Genomic DNA, 18,902 nt, shown 5'->3' with positions numbered 1-18,902 from the left:
CAAGATTGCACAATCAAAATTTGATTTACTTCTTATCTTCTCCCTACTCCCAAACATTCCAACACTTGAGGATAGAGCTGATATTCCGCTTCATGAATCCGTTCTTCAAAACTGTCAATGGTATCATCAGCTAGTCGTGGCACACGCACTTGTTTGATAACCTTTCCTGTATCCACACCTGAATCCACCCAATGAATGGTCACGCCGCTCTCAGCAACGTTAGCATTCCAAGCATCCTCAATCCCATGAGCTCCTGGAAATTCTGGCAAGTAGGCTGGATGAATGTTGATAATCCTGCCTTCATAAGCTGCCAGTAAAGTAGGCCCAACAATTTTCATGTAGCCTGCTAGACAAACCAAGTCAATCTGGTGTTCTTCCAAGAGTTCGACAAGGGCCGCTTCGTAGTCTGCCTTGCTCTCAAACTCCTTGAGTTCAAAAGCATAGGACAGAACGCCGAGCTTGTCTGCACGTTCGAGCACATAGGCGTCACGATGGTCTGAAAAGACAAACTCTACTGGAAATTGTTCCGCTATCACCTGAAAATTTGAGCCATTACCAGAGGCAAAAACCGCTATTTTTTTCATTTGATGATGACACTTTCGTTTTCTTTCTTGACGATGCGACCAATTTCATAGACTGGTTCATCCAACAATTCTTTGACACTACCTACATTTTCAGGGCTAACTGCCAGCATGAGCCCCACACCCATATTGAAGATTTCAAACATTTCTTCATGTTTGATTTTACCATATTTTTCAAGAGCTTTGAAGATTGGCAAGACTGGAACCTTGTCTTCTTCAATCTCAGCAGCCAAGTCAGCTGCAAACATACGAGGGACATTTTCGATAAAGCCACCACCAGTGATGTGGGCAATGCCGTTGACCAACTCTTCTTTGATGAGCGGCAAGACAGCCTTGACATAGATACGAGTCGGCTCAAGAAGGACTTCTTTGAGTTGCTTGCCTTCCAATTCTGGCAAGACTTCCTCACCTGTATAGTCCGCAAAGACACGACGGACGAGTGAGTAACCATTGGAGTGAATCCCACTTGAAGCAAGTCCGAGCAGAATATCTCCCTCTGCCACCTTTGAGCCGTCAATAATTTGAGATTTTTCAGCCATCCCGACCGCAAAACCAGCCAAGTCATAGTCATCTTCGCCGTACATGCCCGGCATTTCAGCTGTTTCCCCACCGATGAGGGCAGCGCCTGCCTGCACACAACCTTCTGCCACACCAGCAACCACTTGTTCTAGCTTAGCTGGTTCATTCTTCCCTGTCGCCACATAGTCGAGGAAATAGAGAGGCTCCGCACCTGCAGCGATGATATCATTGACACACATGGCCACACAGTCCTGCCCAATCGTGTCATGCTTGTCGTACTTGATAGCCAACATGAGCTTGGTTCCGACACCATCAGTTCCTGAAATCAAGACGGGTTCTTTAACCCCAGTCTTTGAAAGGTCAAACATACCACCAAAGCCTCCCAGAGCTCCCATGACACCTGCACGCTCCGTACGAGCCACGTGCTTTTTAATCCGTTCAACAACTTCATAACCCGCTTCAACATCCACACCAGATTGAGCGTACGCATTTTTATTTGCCATTTTATTTTTCCTTTTCTTTTTTTGGGAAAGACTGCGACGTATTTTTAGATAAACAATTATTTTATCTAATACTCAATGAAAATCAAAGAGCAAACTAGGAAGCTAGCCGCAGGCTGTACTTGGGTACGGCAAGGTGAAGCTGACGTGGTTTGAATTTGATTTTCGAAGAGTATAAAAATACTAGTCAGGGTTCTAGCTTTGCCCCACAGGAGAAAGCGTCTACTGACAAATGCTTTAGCTTTTAGTCAGTAGTGAGACGTGGAGCATAAGCATTTTTATTTGTCATTTTTATATTCCTTTTCTTTAATGGAGGATCTATTGTCTATTTGTAAAAACTAGTCTTTTCTTCCAAACTTCGACGATAATCTTCTTCATAGTCGTAGAGAGGCGTTGGGTAATCACCATCAAAATAAGCGACACAGAGACCGCCATTTGGCGCATCTGTTTCGATCCCAATTGAGTCAATCAAACCTTCAACAGACAGATAGGTCAGACTGTCCGCACCAATGATTTGGCGAGTTTCTTCGACCGTATGATTGGCCGCAATCAGCTCCTGACGGGTCTGGATATCAATCCCGTAGAAGCATGGATAAGCTAGCGCTGGACTACCAATGGCAACGTGAACCTCAGTCGCACCAGCTTCTTTCAAGAGCTGAACGATCCGACGAGAGGTTGTTCCACGTACAATAGAATCATCAATCATAACTACACGCTTGCCTTTGACAACACCAGAAACAGCAGACAGTTTCATCCGCACCCCTTGCTCCCGCAATTCTTGAGTCGGTTGGATAAAGGTACGTTGGGTGTATTGGTTCTTGATGAGGCCCATTTCATTTGGTAGCCCGGACTCTTCCGCAAATCCCATAGCCGCACTGAGGGAAGAATTGGGCACACCGACCACGATATCTGCCTCATGCTTGAATTCACGCGCCAATTGGGCACCCATACGTTTGCGAGCCGTATGGACATTGACACCATGAATGTTAGAATCAGGGCGAGCAAAATAGATATACTCCATAGAACAAATCGCTAACTGAGTATCGTCTGTATAGCTATCATACTGGATGCCCTTGTCATCAATGATGACAATCTCACCTGGCTTCAAATCACGAATCCATTCTGCACCAATGACTTCAAAAGCGCAGGTTTCAGAGGAAACAACCACCGCTCCATTAGCCATTTTCCCGATAGAAAGTGGACGGAAACCATTTGGGTCAAGAGCAGCAATCAACTTATCTTCAAATAGCAAGATGTAAGCAAAGCCACCTTTGACAAGACTGAGTGCCTCCTTGATTTTGCCCATCAGACTAGGATTATGACTACGACGAATGAGATGAGCCAAGATTTCCGAGTCCGAAGTCGCACTGAAAATCGCTCCTCTATCTTCCAGTTCTTTCTTGAGAGAGGCTGCATTGGTCAGATTTCCATTATGAGCCAACCCAAACTGCATATCGTGAAAACGGAAGAGGAAGGGCTGGATATTATCTACAGAAGCTTCGCCAGCAGTCGCGTAACGCACATGCCCAATCGCACCAGTTCCTGTCAATTTATCTAAGTTAGCAGGATTTCTGAAGACTTCTGATAAAAGTCCCATGTCACGATGGCGCTTCAATTGCCCCTGATCATTGGAGAGGATTCCTGCCCCCTCCTGACCACGGTGCTGAAGACTATGGAGACCAAAATAGGTCAACTTAGCAGCATCTGGATGTCCCCAGATACCGAAAACACCACATTCTTCATTAAGAGATTTTACTTCGTATGTCATTTTATATACCTAATTTTTATTTGTGTAGCACCAAGAGCTAAATCTACATGACTTTTACATTACTAATACTATCTATTAGAAAATCTGTAAGTCTTATTTTCCAGTAAAGTATTTAACCGCCGACGCAAACAGGTGCTGGTCTTTATTTCCTGGGATATTTTGGAAAAGACCATCCTCATAACGTTCTGAGTGTCCCATTTTACCGATGATTTGACCATTCTTGCTGGTAATTCCTTCGATGGCATGGACAGAACCATTCGGATTGTACTTAGAGTCCATACTTGGTTTTCCATCAAAGTCAACGTATTGGCTAAAGATTTGACCATTGTCACGGAGCTCCGCAAATTCCTCAGCCGTCACGACAAACTTCCCTTCACCGTGTGAAACAGGAATAGCATGGATATCGCCCACTTGCACTCCAGCTAACCATGGTGAGTTGATGTTGGCAATGCGAGTTTCCACCATCTTGGCCACGTGTTGGTTGGCATCATTGTAAAAGAGGGTTGGGCTAGTACTAGTAGCATCTTCAAAGTTTCCGTATGGTAGGAGGCCTGATTTTACCAAGGCCTGGAATCCATTACAGATACCGATAATCAAGCCACCACGGACGATAAAGCTATCAATAGCTACACGCACTTTTTCATTGAGCAGGATGTTGACGATAAACTTAGCTGAACCATCTGGTTCATCCGCAGCCGAGAAACCACCTGCAAAGAAGAGAATGTTAGCCTTACCGATGTTGTCAACCATAGTTTCGACTGACTTGACAATAGCTTCTTCATTAAGTGTCACGAATGGCACCAAGTTAACCTCTGCACCTTCTTTTTCAAAGGCCTTGGCTGAATCATATTCTGAGTTGGTTCCTGGAAAGACTGGGATGTAAACCACAGGTTTTTCAACCTTTTCTTTGGCTTTAATCACAACATCTGATGCCACAGCTGGAACTTCTTCCAGTTCTTTCGCTTGGGCAAATTCTGTTGGGTAAACTTTTTCCAATTTGCCTTGGAAGGAACTGTCAAGTTTGTGTCCATCTAGCTTCACACCGTTGACAAGGAGTGTAAAGTCTGCACTTGTTTGTCCAATCTTCTCTACTCCAGCAATTTCTTCAGGAGATGTGAAGACAAATCCACCTAATTGAGCTGTCAAAGCTGTTTCAAGTTCAGACAAGATCACCTCTGCACCGATATGATTTCCAAAAGTAGCAAGTGCCAAACTTTCAAGCACACCGCCGTATTTAACAGCTGAAGCTGCTGTTACTTTGTGAGCCTTTTGAAGGGCTTCAAACTGAGCAAAGTTAGACTTAATCAAGTCAAAATCAATCTCTGCTGAGAGTGCTTGACCTGGGATGTAATAGATGTTTTCACCAGCACCCTTAAACTCAGGAGAAAGCACCTTACGGCTATCTGCCGTGGTCACCCCAAAGGCAACCAAGGTTGGTGGTACGGTCAATTCTTCAAAGGTACCAGACATAGAATCCTTACCACCGATAGATGGCAAGCCAAGCTGAATTTGTGCTTCGATAGATCCTAGAAGAGCTGCTACTGGCTGACCAAAACGCTCTGCTTGTTTATCCATGCGCTCGAAATACTCTTGATAAGAGAAGCGAGCCTTAGACCAGTTGGCACCCGCAGCAACCAAACGAGCAGTCGCTTCGATAACTGCATAAGCCGCACCGTGATATGGAGACCATTCCGCCACATATGGATTGAATCCTTGAGCCATGACGGATGCGGTATGAGTTACACCATGTTGAACTGGCAATTTCTGCACAGAAGCCTCAGTTGGTGTGAGTTGGTAACGACCACCAAGTGGGTGATTGACCGTTGAACGACCGACCGAACAGTCGAAGATGGTCTGCAAGCCTTTTTGACTCGCATGGTTGAGGTCAGATAGAACCGCAAGGGTATCTGCTTTAAGTGTGTCAGCGCTTGTTGTACGTTCTTCTGGAAGCTTGACATCCTTGTCCACAACCTTGGCATCAACGACCACGCGCACACCGTTGGTATCAAGGAAACGACGTTCCAAGTCGACAATGGTTTCACCATTCCAGTGCATGACAAGATTTGGTTTTTCAGTAACTGTCGCAACGACAACAGCATCAATATTTTCTTTGTTACATTCGTCAACGAAAGCATCCACATCTTCAGGACGAACCACGACCGCCATCCGTTCTTGTGATTCAGAGATGGCAATTTCGGTACCATTCAAGCCTTGGTATTTAAGAGGCACCTTATTAAGGTCGATTTCAAGACCATCTGCCAATTCGCCAATAGCTACACAGACACCACCAGCGCCAAAGTCGTTGGATTTCTTGATAAGACGTGTGACATCACCATTACGGAATAGACGTTGAATCTTACGTTCTTCGATAGCATTCCCTTTTTGGACCTCAGCTCCAGCAGTCTCTACAGACTCAACCGTTTGAACCTTAGAAGACCCTGTCGCACCACCGACACCATCACGACCAGTCTTACCACCGAGCAAGATAATCACATCACCCGCTTCTGGTTTTTCACGAACCACATTTTCCTTAGGAGCCGCACCAACAACTGCACCTAGCTCCATGCGTTTGGCTACAAAGCCTGGGTGGAAGTATTCACGAACATAAGTCGTCGCCAGACCAATTTGGTTCCCATACGAAGAATAACCATGAGCCGCTGTTTTAGAAATGACCTGTTGTGGCAATTTCCCAGCGCGAGTTTCCGAAATCGGTGCTGTAATATCACCCGCACCAGAGATACGCATGGCTTGGTAAACATAGGAACGACCTGACAATGGGTCACGAATGGCACCACCGATACAAGTAGCCGCGCCACCAAATGGTTCGATTTCCGTTGGGTGGTTGTGGGTTTCATTTTTGAACATGAGAAGCCATGGTTCTTTCACACCATTGACATCCACTTCAATTTCAACAGAGCAAGCGTTAATCTCGTCTGACACTTCCATATCGTCCAAACGACCATTAGCACGTTCATAACGACCGAAAATAGTCGCCATATCCATCAAGGTTTGTGGTTTTTCAGAACGCCCTAACTCCTCACGCATGGCAATATACTTGTCATAAGTCGCCTGCAATTGCTTTTGGAATTTAGAAGCTGAGAAATCAATATGTTTCAACTCTGTCTCAAAAGTCGTGTGACGGCAGTGGTCAGACCAGTAAGTGTCCAAAACCTTCAACTCAGTCTCAGTTGGCACACGTCCAATAGACTTGAAATAGTCTTGGATAAAGAGCAAATCATCCACTTCCATTGCCATGCCCTGCTCGGCCTTGTAGCGACCAAAGTCTTCTGCCCTATAGCTTTCAAAGAAAGTCAATTTCGGAATGGTCTTGTCCGACTCTGAAAATTCCTGCTTGGCAATCCCTGTTGTGATGTCCTTGAAACGAGAATCCACTGGATTGAGCAGGTAGTTCTTGACCGCTTCCAACTCAGTCGCATCAATATCTTTATTCACCAAGTAAAGTTGGGCTGTATTGACCGTCACATCACTCGAACTTCCTAGTAAAAGCAAGGCTTCCTGTGAAGATGCTGCACGCTGGTCAAACTGCCCTGGTAGGCTTTCAATGGCAAAGAAAGCATAGTTGGCAAGATCCGCCTGCACAGCAGCTTCATCCAAGACATGGTCTGTCACCTGCTCAGAGAAGATATGTTTCTCTGCAGGCGCAAACAAGTCCTCTGCCAAATCAAAGACATCATACACTTGCACGATGCGAATACTTTTCAAGCTTGAAAGTCCCAAGTTATGCTGGAGTTCTCTCACCAAACTCTCTGACTTGACCTGAAAATCAGCCTTTTTTTCAACAAAAATACGTTTATCCATCAATCCTTATTCCTTTATTTCAGCTCTTGCAATGGTTCCAAACGACCTTGAGATTGTTATTTCAATTCCTGCAATTTCTCCCAAACAATTTCGTAAACATCTGTTAATTCACCTAGACCTCTACGGAAAACATCCTTATCCATGTGGTTGCCATCTGCATCCCACAAGCGGCAATTATCTGGTGAAAATTCATCTGCCAAGATAATCTTGCCATCCTTGTCAAAACCGAACTCTAGCTTAAAGTCAATCAACTTAAGCCCAATCTCAGCAAACCAGGCTTTCAAGAGTTCATTGATTCGACGAGTTTCTTCCTTCAAGTAGGCGATTTGCTGGTCATCCGCAATTTGTAGGAATTTCACATGCTCATCATTGATGAATGGATCATCCAAATCATCATTTTTATAGTAAAATTCGACAATCGGAGTCTCCAAGGCGATTCCCTCATCCACACCAAAACGTTTTGAAAAGGAACCAGCAGTATAGTTGCGGAGCACGACTTCCAAAGGAATAATCTCAACCTTTTTATTGAGTTGTTCTGTATCTGAAAGCTTCTCCACAAAGTGAGTCACCACACCAGCCGCATTTAATTTCTCAAAAATAAAAGATGAAATCTGATTATTCAACACTCCCTTACCCGCAATCTGCTCCTTCTTAACACCATTGAAAGCAGTCGCCTGGTCCTTGTAAGTTGAAATAATAAGATTTTCATCCTCAGTTGTATAGATATCTTTAGCTTTTCCCGAATAGATCAATTGTTTTGACATTTTAAAGTTCGCCTTTCGTATTACTTGAGCACATTCTACCATAAAAAACCAAAAAATACAAGAATTTAAACGAATAAATAATAGGTTCGTTTCAAAAATTGTAAAGAAAAAAACTGCAAGAAGGATCTTTCTCACAGTTTAAAAATTATTTAACTCTAAAAACACGAACATTACTCTTTGTTCAAAAATTGATCCAAATAATAACGTAGATAACTTTTCTTGCCCGTAATCATCTGTAGACGGCCTTCCACCCCATATCGAAGTTTTTCAGCCTGCTCCGAAGTTAGATTAGTCTCCGCCTCGATTTTAAAGAAATTCCCTTTCTCAGTCTTAGTAGCTGTCGCATCAATACTTGTAATAGTAGAATCTAGGAAAAGTTGATTCTTGACATCATGAGTCGTAGTATAGCGAACAGAATCACCGACCTTGATTCTTGCTACATCCTTTGAACTAAGATAAGCTGTTAGTTTAGCTTTCCCTTCTTTTTCCAAGGATGGATAGAGTTGGGCTAGTAGGGTACCTTCTGCAACCATGGTAGAATCACTGGTCTCAGGATTAAGATGAAGCACCCCATCCTCACTCGCCGTAATTTTCCCCTTGTCTAAAAGATTTCCCTGTACCTTCTTACCTGACTCCACCTCCAAGATTTTCTGGTCTAGAAGGGTCAATTCCTGACCAACCTTAGCCAAGTGTTGTGATTTAAGAGATTCCAATTGACTACTTAAGCCTGACGTATAGGCTTGCTGGGTACCTGAACCTGCATACTGGACACGGTAAGTAGCAAGACTAGATTCTAACTGAGAAAGCTGCGCTTCAATCTGCGCAACCGCTTGTGCCTTAGATTGCGGATTTTCCTCGCCCTGAGACTTGTAGGACTGGTAGAGAGAGTAGGCTAGATTCTGACTGGCCAAGGAAGCGCCTGTTTCAATAGCTGACTTAGCTGTCTGGTAATCGCGAATTTTAGCCTCTGTTTGACTGATGAGGTTACCGATTTCGGCTTGGGTTTGGCTAGCTGCTGCATTCTGGGACGCGATGGTCTCATTTTGTTGCGATGTACTAGCCCTAAGACTGCCTGCTTGACTGATGTAGTCGCGAAAGGTGGCTTGGTAGCCAAACTTATCCTCCTCTGGAAAGTGGTTCTCCCCTTCTTGCAGACTTTTTTGCAAATACTCCAATTGCTTTTTTTGATCCTTAAGCATGTCTAACTGACTAGCATAGGACTCCGCTTGGACACCTTCTGCCCCTTCCTGGTATTGAACAAGAAGCTCCCCCTTCTTGACTAGCTTATTTTCTTCCAAATGATTGACAAGAATACGATTATTGCTAGTTGACTGGATATTTGCAAGGATACGACTAGGCTCGACAGTAGCTCTAGTTGATAAACTTATCTCCTTCTCTGCAAATGTTGCAAAGCCAAGTAAAAACACGAGCAGAAGGGACATGGGTACAATCACCCGACTGGAAAAATTATGGTAACGACGATTATAAAACTCCGCACTTTCTAAAAATTCTGGTTTCATCCTCTCCTCTTTCTAGCTATTCACCAAATGGGCGTAAAAACCACCCTGTGCAAGTAAATCAGCATGATTCCCTTCTTCAACAATCTCGCCCTGATCCAAAACAACAATCTTCTCTGTCCGCTCAGCAATGGTCAAGCGGTGAGCAATGAAAATTAAGGTCTTGTCTAAAGCCATGAGATTATCGACAATTCGCTTCTCTGTCAAAATATCCAAACTGCTGGTCGCCTCATCCAAAATCAAGACCGGCGCATCTGTCAAGAGAGCACGCGCCAGAGCGATTCTCTGACGTTGACCACCTGAGATCCCTGCCCCATCCGAAGTCAACTCTGTCTGATAATTCAGTGGCATCCGCTCAATGTCGTCCCGAATCTCTGCCAATTCGACCGCCCGTAAGATATCCTCTTGAGTCGTCCCTTCCTTGGCTCCCAAAAGAAGATTGTCCAAAATCGTTCCGTTAAAGACATAGGGCTGTTGAGGCAGATAGTTGATATACTGGCGCAGGGCTTTTTTATCAATCTGATTGAGATTGACACCACCCAGACTAATCTCTCCCTGACTTGGGTCGTAAAAATTAACCATCATCTTGGCCAAGGTCGTCTTACCTGACCCCGAAATCCCCACAAAAGCCACCTTAGAACCTTTGGGAATAGTCAAATTGATATCTGACAAGACATCTCGACCATAGCCATACTTGTAATGAACCTGCTTGAAGGTCATATCTCCCTTCATCAAGCTTAGATCCTCAACTGTTTTCTTCTCCTCAAACTCAGAAGCTACCAGATAGACCTCATTCAGACGGTTATTAGCAACCTGCGCTGTCTGAAGCTTGGTTTGCAGATTGATGATATTCTCCAAAGGATTGGTAAAGTAAACAAGCAAGGTATTATAGGTAATCAACTGCCCCAAACTCATCTTGCCATCCATAACCAGAACAGCCCCCATCCAGAGAATTCCGACATTGAGCAAGAGATGGGCAACTTTTTTCAGAGCCTTTTGCTGACTCTCTGCTCGACTATAGGTAAAGGATTTTTTCAGATAATCCACAAATTCCTTGTCAATTTTTTGGTAACGCTGACTTTCACTGGTCAAGGACTTAATAGTCTCAATACCGTTGATGTCCTCGATGATAGAAGAAGACAGAACCGCATTGGCTTCCATGGTATCCCGATTCATCTTTTCAAACGGCTTCATAAAAGCAAAGATAATCACTGTGTAGATAGGAAGTGCCAATAAGGTCATGAAAAAGAGATTGGTATTTTGTGAAAATAAAACAAGAGAAATAATGACAACCGTTGACACATCTAGGAAAATCGAAAGAATGGTCGAAGCCAGCGCATCAATGATACTGTTAGCATCTGTAAAACGAGACACGATTTCCCCTGTCCTGCGTGTCGCAAAAAAGGACATAGGCAGGTGAAAAACATGCTTGATATAGGACAAAATCACATCAATCGACAAACGTTGCCCCAAAACAAGTAAGAGATACTCCTGAGCGTAAGACAAGATCTGCTGGAGGATATAGACGATAACCAGCCCAATAGAAATAATCCCCAGTGTCGAACGCATCTGATCTGGCACATAGGTATCAATGATAGACTGCAGATAATAAGAACCCACAATATTAATCACGGTTACCAAGAGTGTTGCCAAAACGATATTGGCAATCAAGCCACGCTGCTTCACTAATATAGGGATAAAAGAGAGCAAACCATTCTTTTGATCCTTATGAGGCTTGTAGTCTGGACTAGGTGCCATAAAAAGAGTCACTCCTGTCCATTCTTCCGCAAAACGCTCACGTGGCAGTTTGGTCAATTTCACCCCAGGATCTGGGTCGGCAATATGAATGCTATCCTTATCCTGCCCAGTCACCACATAGTAGTGGAGCAATTTCCCTTCCTTAAGCACATGGGCAACAAAAGGAAAAGTCAAATCTGGCAAGTCAAAGAGCGTCATATCCGCCTTAATCGCTCGCGTCTCAAAGCCAATCTCCTCTGCCACCTTGACCAAGCCCAAAGCCGTCGTCCCATCCATGGTCGTCTTGGCCAATTCTCGCAAGTGAGCTAAAGAATAGTAACTACCATAGTAGCCAAAAACCATGGCTAATGAAGCTACACCGCAGTCCATCTGATCCACCTGCGGACGATAGTGACGTTTCCCAAATTTCATATTCATCTCCTTTTTCTAATACTAAATGAAAATCAAAGAGTAAACTAGCCGCAGGCTGCTCAAAACACTGTTTTGAGGTTGTAGATAGGACTGACGAAGTCAGTCACATATATACGGCAAGGCGACGTTGACGTGGTTTGAATTTGATTTTCGAAGAGTATAAACTCATCTGATAATACCTATCTTACCCCAATCCCCAAACAAAATCTGGACTTCCTCCCCAAATGCGCCTATCTCCCTCCCAACTGCACTTTTAAGATAAAAAATAGGTAGAACAAACGTCCTACCTAAAATATATATTTATTTCTTTTTCTTCCTAATTCTTTTGTCAATCATATACAAAACGATAATCGAAAACAGCGGTGGTACAATATAACTCTTTTCACTCATTGTCAGCTGAAATCCCAGAGTTGCTAGTATCTTAAAGATAAAAATATTCATCAAAAATAGAAAAACAAATACTAAAAAATATCCTAAAACCTTCTTCATTTCTTTTATTCAACTTTCCTAATTTCTATAACTATTTTATCAAAAATATATGTAAAACTCTAAATAAACACCTCAACTGCACTTTTTGGGGCAAAAAATAGGCAGAACAAACGTCCTACCTACTAAAAATATGCTATTGAAAGGAAAATGATTTTTTTCTGACACCCTAGGCAAGCTTGGGACAAATAAATCATTGATAGTAACCTTTACGACATCCTATTTATTACTTCAATTTCTAATGTCCCTGTTATTTCTAAGCCACCTCTGGTATGATCTATTCATAGTCAGAATAGATAACACCGTTCTAAATTACGATTCATAGTTACTCCTTTTTTGATTCGTTACTATAAGACACCTATTCCCTATAGAGCGTCTACTGCCTCAAATTTATCCATTCTTTTTTTCTTTACTTCTATATAAAAGAATGAATACCATCACAAATAATGCAATCGTTGGTATATTGAAACTATCAAGCCAAGTAGGTAAAGATACTTTATTCATATCAGCTACTAATCTGATGATGATATAAGACATTGAACTAAGTAATACCATAATTTCAGGCCAAACTTTCAGTATTGATTTAACAAATTTCATATTAAACTCCAATGTGATGCATTCTTAGATTATACTCTAGTCATTTTAGCACAGACTAACAAGTCATTCCTAACTGCTCACTCTACTTGCTTTTTATTGACCTTATATCCTAGATAAAAGAGTCCAAATAAAACGGGGTAAATTTCTGGATAAAATAGGGTATTGATTGGATTTCTCAAAATCAAATACGTTGCGATGTAGATTATGAACGATACGGTAAAATAACCCTCAGCAAAACCTAATAAAAATGTTTTCATAGAAAGCTCCTATTTACCTGACAAGAATGGCGGAAAAACGCTACCATTCATATACACAAAATCCTTTTGATTCATGTTCTTCATTTATAGTTTTGATTATTTTTTGACAAATCTTTGCGAAAAATACCAAAATATCCTGCGAAAAGCAAACCAACTAAAGTCCATTGCCAATTAAAGGATACTAACGAACCTGTACGAATCACATGAAGCGCGACATTAAGAGCTATTCCCAACAAAGGACATATCGTGGCTAATTTAGGTAACAATGTATTGAGATTAAGGTTGCGATTATTCATTATCTAACGCCCACGACGAGCCAAATCTGAACCAAATTTGTAACCAGCATTAAAAATTTGTACAGCAGCATTCAGTACTCCTGCAATCCCAACTGCTTCCGCAAGACCAAAACCACCTTTTGTTCCCACTAATTCATCGTCAGATAATTGATAAAATTGTTCTAAGTTCATATTCGTCATTACTCCTTTGTATTATATTTTATTGCTATGTAAATAATTAAAATGAGTATTGGATAAGTAAATACTTCTGAAATATCCATAAAATTTACACTATACTGTCCTGATAATATTTTATAGTCAATTAAAATTTGAACGATAGTAAAAATAATACGTAGCGATAACAATACCCCTAATAATATCACTTCTTTTTTTAAAAACATAGAAATGCCTCTCTGACTACAATCAGATTATGGTCTATTCGCATAATACCCTAAAGCTGCTCCACCAGCAAAAAGCGCTGCTGCTCCACCTGCTACTGCTGCACCTATCTTCCAAATAGATACTCCAGCGACTACAAGAGGTAATGCTCCCCCATCTACATTCACCAACTCTTCTTCTGTAAGAGCTACAAAGTTCTGCTCCATTTTGTCAAAATTTGTCATCTTTTTCTCCTATTGTTCTATTTTTTCTAAATCTTATCTTCTAAAAAATGGGGTTCCAATAAATACACCGCGTATCAATAGACCTGTAATTAGACCCCGTTGATAACTTTCCTTGCTACCACCCACCAGCAAAGCTAAGTCGCTTTCCTTTAATACTTCAATAGTATACTTATCATTCATTTCATTCATCGCTTATCCTCCTAAAAACCTAAACCTCTACGAAATCCAATGTACCAATCTGCAAGGGTCTTCGCCCAATTTTCTCCACCTTGAATATCGGTCAATTCTTCCGACGTTAGCTCAACAAATCCATAGTAATGTTCTTTCATTATTTTATTCCTTTCTTTTTTCTTCTCACTTATTTATTCGAAAAACAATTCGAAAATGTACAACTAAATTAAATTTTATTTGAAAATTTATGATTTCTCCAAAGTGTTTTATCTTAGATATAGTAATCCCATGTAACTAGATCTACAGCAGATAAACCTCCGGTAATATACCTTTTACGAGGCTCTGTGTCCTGTTCTTGTTTTCATTGATTATCGTTCTTTTTCTGTCATTACTGTAAACTGATGATCACTTCCTAAAATATTATTAGTATAATTCACTTTGGGTTTAAATGTTTCTTTTTTATTAATATAGTATGTCAATGCTACTAACAAAATACAGCTCTCCAACGATACCTTTTCTAAATTAAATAGAGAATAAATTAATAATATGCTGTAAGCTGTTAAAACAAAACCTAATAAAAATTTTTTCATAGCAAGCTCTTATTTTTCCTTCTGTCTGTCTAACCTTGTTATCATCTTGTTAATGAAGAACAACACAAGAGTAGAAAATAAAGGTGGCATGAGGTAACTATCCACACTGCCCGTCAAAGAAAAACCAAGCATAGCTAATATTCCAAGCAACATCAAATTCATGATAGCCATAGAGACAAACAATAAAACAATTTTTATTACTCTAGTTATTTCATTTTTCATTGAATCACCTCATAAGTATTAAAAAATTATCGCAATCTTGAAAGTCCCCAATCGCCTATTGCTTTAACGCTTTTTCCTGCAACGTAAACAGAAACAGCTGTACCACCAATGATTCCAAGCGCCTTGGTTACACCCCATGCTAACGCAAGAGCACCTACTACAGAGCCACCTGAAATTTTTTCCAATTCATCTGATTTCATATTTTCAAAGTTATAATTCATTATCTATCCCCTTCATCTATTAATTAGTAGCTAGAGCAGCAAAACCTACTGCTACACCTGCTGATAGAGCATGGCCGACTAATACTTTTGTTCCCCAAATAGTAAACAATACAGGACCAAAGAATCCTCCATCCACATTCATCAACTCTTCTTCTGTAAGAGCTACAAAGTTCTGTTCCATTTTGTCAAAATTTGTCATATTTTTCTCCTCAATTTGTATATATTTTTATATGTTTAATGTTTATCCTCTAAGCCACTTAAATAGCCAGATTGGATAAATAACTGAAATAATCATTTCTAATCTCCTTCCTTTTCCTCTTACTTATCTATTCGAAAAACAATTCGAAAATGTACAACGAAATTAAATTTTATTTAAAAAATAACTTAATAAACCACGGATAAAAACCAGTCACATACATAAATACTCCTCTTTTTCTTCCTCACCTATCTATTCGTAATTCCCACTAAAAGTTCTAAATTTTTTATTTTCCCTGACAATAAAAAAGCAACACGACTTGCATGTTGCTTCTTGCTATTCTTTACTTTTGACGACTTCTACCACATCTCCTACACTTTGGAGTTGGTCAATTTCCTCATCGCTGATTTCGATATTAAATTCATCTTCCAGTGTCAAGATAAACTCCATCAAGTCAACTGAGTCCGCATCCAAATCGTCTTTCAGACTCAAGGATTCTGTCACGACAAAGTCCTCTCCCTGTCGCTCTTGGATAATGGTCACAATACGGTCAAAAATTTCTTTTTCTGTCATCTCTTTTATTCTCCTGAAAATTCACGCGCAGTCTGGGCAACTACGTCTGTTTCTAGCATGGTACGAATCTGACGAATCGTACTATAAACAGCCTTGGCATCACTTGAGCCATGAGTCTTGACAACAGGTGCCTTGACACCAAACAAGACCGCTCCACCAACATCTGAGTAATTGAGCTGTTTTTTCAAACCTCTGAGGCTGTCCTTGAGAAGGAGGGCGCCTAGTTTCGCTCGGAGACCACCACCTGTAATAGCGGTCTTGAGCAAGCCCATGATTCCCATAGCTGCCCCTTCGATGGATTTGAGCACAGCGTTTCCCGTGAAACCATCTGCCACAACAACATCCGCAACGCCATTCATCAAATCACGCGCTTCCACGTTTCCGATAAAGTTTAAACTTTCATCAGTCACTAGTAATTCATAGGTTTCCTTACGAAGCGGGTCGCCCTTACTACTCTCTGTTCCGTTATTGAGCAAGCCAACGCGTGGTTGCGTAATGCCACGAACATTTTTAGCATAGAAAGACCCTAGAACCGCGTATTGATGGAGGTGCTGGGCTGTATTTTCCGCATTAGCACCGAGGTCAAGCATGTCAAAACCTCTCCCATCTACAGTCGGTAAGGTCGACATAAGCCCTGGTCGATCGATATTCTTGATACGACCCACGATGAAGAATCCAGCCGCCAACAAAGCACCTGTATTCCCAGCTGAGAGAACAGCGTCTGCTTCACCCTCTTTGACAGCCTTGGCCGCCAATACCATACTGGCATTTTTCTTCTTTCGAATAGCTCTCGTAGGTTCATCGTCTGAATCAATCTTCTCATCCGTATGGATAATGCTGACGCGCTCTGTCGCTGTCAGATATTGCTTGATTTTAGCTTCATCTCCGTAGAGTTGAACCTCAATATCTGAAAAGTCAGCCAGAGCTTGATTGACACCCTCAACGATGGCCTGAGGTGCGTAATCGCCTCCCATGGCATCTACTGCGATTTTTTTCATTTCTTTTCCTCTTTTAGTAATTGTCCCCAGTCTGCTAGGGAATCAATAAATTTCTTTGATTTTAGGTGAATCCCAACGTACTCTTCGTAGAGTTGATCCATAAATTGGCGTAGCTCTTGCTTGATTTCAGACTTGAGCGAAATGGTCTCCAAGGTCTCAAAATCAATGGCTTGAAATTGATTGAGCAGATAGGGGATATTGGGATTGAGATGGCAACGTCTCTCATCTTCATGATAATGATCTGGACAGAGGCAGGCTCCATATTTGAAAGAAAAGTCAAAAGCCTGACCGATCCGATGGCAGAAGACACACTCATTAAAATTGAGACTGATCCCAAATCGAGTCAAGATTTGGATTTCAAAAATATTGGTCAAGACTTGATAATCCAAGCCAGCTTCCATCAACTCCAAAGTCTTTTGCAAAAAAGCAAACAAGGGAGCATCCTGCTGATTGTCCTGCAAACTAGCATCTGCAAGAGCTGCCACGTAGGTCGCATAAGCCATGACAAAGAGATCGCTATTAATCTTGGGAAAAGTCATTACCTCATGATAGTCCTCGATGTAGCTAAGTCCGTCATCATTGATTCGTAAGAGAAATCGTGCCAACACTAAGGGCTGAATAACAGGTGCCAGCTTAGACTGGCCAGCATGTTTGACGAAAAACATCCGCTTACCAGCCTGCTCAGTAAAAATCTTGACGAGCTTATCATCCTCACGAAAATTGCGATTGTAGAGCACCAAGCCTTGACTCGTGATAGACTGAATCATGCTTCTCTCATATACTCCTCAAGTCGTTTCATGGCTTCTTTGATAGTCTCCATGCTCGCTGCATAAGACAGACGCACATAGCCTTCTCCGTAACGCCCAAAGGCAGCTCCAGGGATAAAGGCAACGGCCTTCTTCTGAGCAAAATCCTTTAGAAAAGCAAAGGAGTCTTGATTGTAGCCCGCTGGAATCTTAGCAAAGATATAGAAGGCACCGTCTGGTTTGATAATCTCAAAACCAAGAGCAGTCATTTTCTCGATAATATAGTCCCTACGCTGGATGTATTCCTTCTTCATAGGCTCCGCATCGTTTTTACCAGCTGTCAAGGCTTCCACGGCAGCATGTTGAGCCATGGTATTTGCGGCAGTCACCAAGTACTGGTGACTCTTGATTAACTGGGCTGTGAAGGCTGCAGGAGCAAAAATCAGCCCCAAACGCCAACCTGTCATGGCATGCGATTTAGATAGACCATTGATAATAATAGCTTGGTCTCTCAACATAGTTCCCAGAGACACATGGGCTTCGCCTGTGTAGGTCAATTCTGAGTAAACCTCATCACAGACAACGAAAATCTCGTACTTGCGTAAAACAGCTGCCAAGGCTTCCAACTGCTCCCGGCTATAGGTAATTCCTGTCGGATTTGCTGGATAGTTGAGAATAACCGCCTTGAGCTTGTCACCCTGCTCCAAAATGGCCTTCTCCAACATTTCAGGAGTCAAGACAAACCCATTTTCAGTTGTGTCAATCTCGACAATCTCTGCCCCAACTAGATTGACAATCGGTTCATAACCCGGATAAGCAGGAGCTGGCAAGAGCACCTTGTCTCCCTCTTCCAAAATAGCCGTCAAAGTAGCAGATAAAGCCTCTGTCGCCCCAATTGTAACCAAGATTTCATTTTCAGGAGCATAGTCCAGTTGGTACTTTTCCTTAACAAAGTCACTAGCTGCCTGACGTAGAGTCAGTAGACCACTCATCCCTGTATAGTAGGATTGGTTCTGGTCAATCGCTCGCTTGGCCGCCTCCTTGACATGATCTGGCGTTGTAAAATCAGGTTCCCCCAAGGTCAAACGCAAGACTCCAGGAATCTCAGAAATAGCCTGGTCAAACTGACGAATCAACGAAACTTGAATCTTATCTAACTGTTTATTAAAGCGCTTAGTTAAGTCCATAGATACCTCCTACTTTCAAAACGTATCTCTATTATACTACAAAAGCCCCCCGACCGCAAAAATACATGATAGAATAGCTTTTCCTCTTTCTACTTTACTTTTCCTGTTTATAGGTCTATAATG

The 18,902-nt window shown here is 41.9% G+C and carries 24 protein-coding genes; all 24 read right to left on the bottom strand.

Annotated features, from left to right (window positions below; all coding sequences use genetic code 11):
* Positions 1-32 precede the first annotated feature (32 nt).
* The 24 genes from purN to QS39_RS02400 all read right to left on the bottom strand — a co-directional run bounded on the left by purN (position 33) and on the right by QS39_RS02400 (position 18,779).
* A complete protein-coding gene (purN, locus tag QS39_RS02520; RefSeq protein WP_077804545.1) occupies positions 33-584 on the bottom strand; it encodes a phosphoribosylglycinamide formyltransferase in 552 nt (183 codons plus the stop codon).
* Complete coding sequence (gene purM, locus QS39_RS02515) at positions 581-1,603, bottom strand: phosphoribosylformylglycinamidine cyclo-ligase (protein ID WP_077804544.1); 1,023 nt, start codon at positions 1,601-1,603, stop codon at positions 581-583. The genes purN and purM overlap by 4 nt, the downstream gene beginning before the upstream one ends.
* 322 nt (positions 1,604-1,925) lie before the next feature.
* Positions 1,926-3,368, bottom strand: coding sequence for an amidophosphoribosyltransferase (purF, locus tag QS39_RS02510; protein WP_049522364.1), 1,443 nt, complete (start codon positions 3,366-3,368; stop codon positions 1,926-1,928).
* A 93-nt stretch (positions 3,369-3,461) separates the two neighbouring features.
* A complete protein-coding gene (locus tag QS39_RS02505; protein WP_077804543.1) occupies positions 3,462-7,187 on the bottom strand; it encodes a phosphoribosylformylglycinamidine synthase in 3,726 nt (1,241 codons plus the stop codon).
* 56 nt (positions 7,188-7,243) lie between these two features.
* Positions 7,244-7,951: a phosphoribosylaminoimidazolesuccinocarboxamide synthase gene (gene purC, locus QS39_RS02500; protein ID WP_180374987.1), complete on the bottom strand. Its 708-nt coding sequence runs from the start codon at positions 7,949-7,951 to the stop codon at positions 7,244-7,246.
* 170 nt (positions 7,952-8,121) lie between these two features.
* The gene (comB, locus tag QS39_RS02495) at positions 8,122-9,471 is read right to left on the bottom strand and encodes a competence pheromone export protein ComB (RefSeq protein WP_077804542.1); all 1,350 of its coding nucleotides are present in this window, start codon (positions 9,469-9,471) and stop codon (positions 8,122-8,124) included.
* 12 nt (positions 9,472-9,483) lie between these two features.
* Complete coding sequence (gene comA, locus QS39_RS02490; protein WP_077804541.1) at positions 9,484-11,637, bottom strand: peptide cleavage/export ABC transporter ComA; 2,154 nt, start codon at positions 11,635-11,637, stop codon at positions 9,484-9,486.
* Positions 11,638-11,937: 300 nt separating this feature from the next.
* Positions 11,938-12,126 (bottom strand): hypothetical protein, encoded by a 189-nt coding sequence (locus QS39_RS11250; RefSeq protein ID WP_000756559.1) that lies wholly within the window; start codon positions 12,124-12,126, stop codon positions 11,938-11,940.
* 387 nt (positions 12,127-12,513) lie between these two features.
* Complete coding sequence (locus QS39_RS02475; protein ID WP_077804540.1) at positions 12,514-12,720, bottom strand: bacteriocin immunity protein; 207 nt, start codon at positions 12,718-12,720, stop codon at positions 12,514-12,516.
* A 77-nt stretch (positions 12,721-12,797) separates the two neighbouring features.
* Positions 12,798-12,977 carry a hypothetical protein gene (locus tag QS39_RS02470; RefSeq protein ID WP_077804539.1) on the bottom strand — a complete coding sequence of 60 codons (180 nt, stop codon included), beginning with the start codon at positions 12,975-12,977 and terminating at the stop codon, positions 12,798-12,800.
* A gap of 80 nt (positions 12,978-13,057) precedes the next feature.
* Positions 13,058-13,273, bottom strand: coding sequence for a bacteriocin immunity protein (locus QS39_RS11245; RefSeq protein WP_077804538.1), 216 nt, complete (start codon positions 13,271-13,273; stop codon positions 13,058-13,060).
* A 3-nt stretch (positions 13,274-13,276) separates the two neighbouring features.
* The gene (locus QS39_RS02460) at positions 13,277-13,444 is read right to left on the bottom strand and encodes a class IIb bacteriocin, lactobin A/cerein 7B family (protein WP_001047583.1); all 168 of its coding nucleotides are present in this window, start codon (positions 13,442-13,444) and stop codon (positions 13,277-13,279) included.
* 8 nt (positions 13,445-13,452) lie between these two features.
* Positions 13,453-13,653: a hypothetical protein gene (locus QS39_RS02455; protein ID WP_023940558.1), complete on the bottom strand. Its 201-nt coding sequence runs from the start codon at positions 13,651-13,653 to the stop codon at positions 13,453-13,455.
* Positions 13,654-13,680: 27 nt separating this feature from the next.
* Entirely contained in the window at positions 13,681-13,875 is a 195-nt protein-coding gene (locus QS39_RS02450) for a class IIb bacteriocin, lactobin A/cerein 7B family (protein ID WP_000180831.1), read from the bottom strand.
* A 33-nt stretch (positions 13,876-13,908) separates the two neighbouring features.
* Positions 13,909-14,064, bottom strand: a complete 156-nt coding sequence (locus QS39_RS02445; protein ID WP_001004583.1) for a hypothetical protein — start codon at positions 14,062-14,064, stop codon at positions 13,909-13,911.
* A gap of 11 nt (positions 14,065-14,075) precedes the next feature.
* On the bottom strand, positions 14,076-14,204 hold the full coding sequence (locus QS39_RS02440) for a smi_0059.1 family bacteriocin-like peptide (protein ID WP_000658219.1): 129 nt from the start codon (positions 14,202-14,204) through the stop codon (positions 14,076-14,078).
* Positions 14,205-14,414: 210 nt separating this feature from the next.
* Complete coding sequence (locus QS39_RS02435; protein WP_077804537.1) at positions 14,415-14,636, bottom strand: hypothetical protein; 222 nt, start codon at positions 14,634-14,636, stop codon at positions 14,415-14,417.
* 9 nt (positions 14,637-14,645) lie between these two features.
* Complete coding sequence (locus QS39_RS02430; RefSeq protein WP_077804536.1) at positions 14,646-14,858, bottom strand: hypothetical protein; 213 nt, start codon at positions 14,856-14,858, stop codon at positions 14,646-14,648.
* 26 nt (positions 14,859-14,884) lie between these two features.
* Positions 14,885-15,079, bottom strand: a complete 195-nt coding sequence (locus tag QS39_RS02425; protein ID WP_001108707.1) for a ComC/BlpC family leader-containing pheromone/bacteriocin — start codon at positions 15,077-15,079, stop codon at positions 14,885-14,887.
* Between the two features lie 19 nt (positions 15,080-15,098).
* Entirely contained in the window at positions 15,099-15,278 is a 180-nt protein-coding gene (locus QS39_RS02420) for a class IIb bacteriocin, lactobin A/cerein 7B family (RefSeq protein WP_077804535.1), read from the bottom strand.
* A 333-nt stretch (positions 15,279-15,611) separates the two neighbouring features.
* Positions 15,612-15,848, bottom strand: coding sequence for an acyl carrier protein (locus QS39_RS02415; protein WP_000136444.1), 237 nt, complete (start codon positions 15,846-15,848; stop codon positions 15,612-15,614).
* A 5-nt stretch (positions 15,849-15,853) separates the two neighbouring features.
* A complete protein-coding gene (plsX, locus tag QS39_RS02410) occupies positions 15,854-16,846 on the bottom strand; it encodes a phosphate acyltransferase PlsX (protein ID WP_077804534.1) in 993 nt (330 codons plus the stop codon).
* On the bottom strand, positions 16,843-17,613 hold the full coding sequence (recO, locus tag QS39_RS02405) for a DNA repair protein RecO (RefSeq protein ID WP_077804533.1): 771 nt from the start codon (positions 17,611-17,613) through the stop codon (positions 16,843-16,845). The genes plsX and recO overlap by 4 nt, the downstream gene beginning before the upstream one ends.
* Complete coding sequence (locus QS39_RS02400) at positions 17,610-18,779, bottom strand: pyridoxal phosphate-dependent aminotransferase (RefSeq protein ID WP_000366342.1); 1,170 nt, start codon at positions 18,777-18,779, stop codon at positions 17,610-17,612. The genes recO and QS39_RS02400 overlap by 4 nt, the downstream gene beginning before the upstream one ends.
* Positions 18,780-18,902: the final 123 nt, after the last annotated feature.

This window comes from Streptococcus mitis (assembly GCF_002005545.1).
Classification (GTDB): Bacteria; Bacillota; Bacilli; order Lactobacillales; family Streptococcaceae; genus Streptococcus; species Streptococcus mitis_I.
This window is presented reverse-complemented; position numbering and strand designations above follow the sequence as displayed.

Coding starts and splice junctions, on each gene's coding strand:
- purN (WP_077804545.1), bottom strand. CDS start 584: ATGAAAAAAATAGCGGTTTTTGCCTCTGGTAATGGCTCAAATTTTCAG.
- purM (WP_077804544.1), bottom strand. CDS start 1,603: ATGGCAAATAAAAATGCGTACGCTCAATCTGGTGTGGATGTTGAAGCG.
- purF (WP_049522364.1), bottom strand. CDS start 3,368: ATGACATACGAAGTAAAATCTCTTAATGAAGAATGTGGTGTTTTCGGT.
- QS39_RS02505 (WP_077804543.1), bottom strand. CDS start 7,187: ATGGATAAACGTATTTTTGTTGAAAAAAAGGCTGATTTTCAGGTCAAG.
- purC (WP_180374987.1), bottom strand. CDS start 7,951: ATGTCAAAACAATTGATCTATTCGGGAAAAGCTAAAGATATCTATACA.
- comB (WP_077804542.1), bottom strand. CDS start 9,471: ATGAAACCAGAATTTTTAGAAAGTGCGGAGTTTTATAATCGTCGTTAC.
- comA (WP_077804541.1), bottom strand. CDS start 11,637: ATGAAATTTGGGAAACGTCACTATCGTCCGCAGGTGGATCAGATGGAC.
- QS39_RS11250 (WP_000756559.1), bottom strand. CDS start 12,126: ATGAAGAAGGTTTTAGGATATTTTTTAGTATTTGTTTTTCTATTTTTG.
- QS39_RS02475 (WP_077804540.1), bottom strand. CDS start 12,720: ATGAAATTTGTTAAATCAATACTGAAAGTTTGGCCTGAAATTATGGTA.
- QS39_RS02470 (WP_077804539.1), bottom strand. CDS start 12,977: ATGAAAACATTTTTATTAGGTTTTGCTGAGGGTTATTTTACCGTATCG.
- QS39_RS11245 (WP_077804538.1), bottom strand. CDS start 13,273: ATGAATAATCGCAACCTTAATCTCAATACATTGTTACCTAAATTAGCC.
- QS39_RS02460 (WP_001047583.1), bottom strand. CDS start 13,444: ATGAACTTAGAACAATTTTATCAATTATCTGACGATGAATTAGTGGGA.
- QS39_RS02455 (WP_023940558.1), bottom strand. CDS start 13,653: ATGTTTTTAAAAAAAGAAGTGATATTATTAGGGGTATTGTTATCGCTA.
- QS39_RS02450 (WP_000180831.1), bottom strand. CDS start 13,875: ATGACAAATTTTGACAAAATGGAGCAGAACTTTGTAGCTCTTACAGAA.
- QS39_RS02445 (WP_001004583.1), bottom strand. CDS start 14,064: ATGAATGAAATGAATGATAAGTATACTATTGAAGTATTAAAGGAAAGC.
- QS39_RS02440 (WP_000658219.1), bottom strand. CDS start 14,204: ATGAAAGAACATTACTATGGATTTGTTGAGCTAACGTCGGAAGAATTG.
- QS39_RS02435 (WP_077804537.1), bottom strand. CDS start 14,636: ATGAAAAAATTTTTATTAGGTTTTGTTTTAACAGCTTACAGCATATTA.
- QS39_RS02430 (WP_077804536.1), bottom strand. CDS start 14,858: ATGAAAAATGAAATAACTAGAGTAATAAAAATTGTTTTATTGTTTGTC.
- QS39_RS02425 (WP_001108707.1), bottom strand. CDS start 15,079: ATGAATTATAACTTTGAAAATATGAAATCAGATGAATTGGAAAAAATT.
- QS39_RS02420 (WP_077804535.1), bottom strand. CDS start 15,278: ATGACAAATTTTGACAAAATGGAACAGAACTTTGTAGCTCTTACAGAA.
- QS39_RS02415 (WP_000136444.1), bottom strand. CDS start 15,848: ATGACAGAAAAAGAAATTTTTGACCGTATTGTGACCATTATCCAAGAG.
- plsX (WP_077804534.1), bottom strand. CDS start 16,846: ATGAAAAAAATCGCAGTAGATGCCATGGGAGGCGATTACGCACCTCAG.
- recO (WP_077804533.1), bottom strand. CDS start 17,613: ATGATTCAGTCTATCACGAGTCAAGGCTTGGTGCTCTACAATCGCAAT.
- QS39_RS02400 (WP_000366342.1), bottom strand. CDS start 18,779: ATGGACTTAACTAAGCGCTTTAATAAACAGTTAGATAAGATTCAAGTT.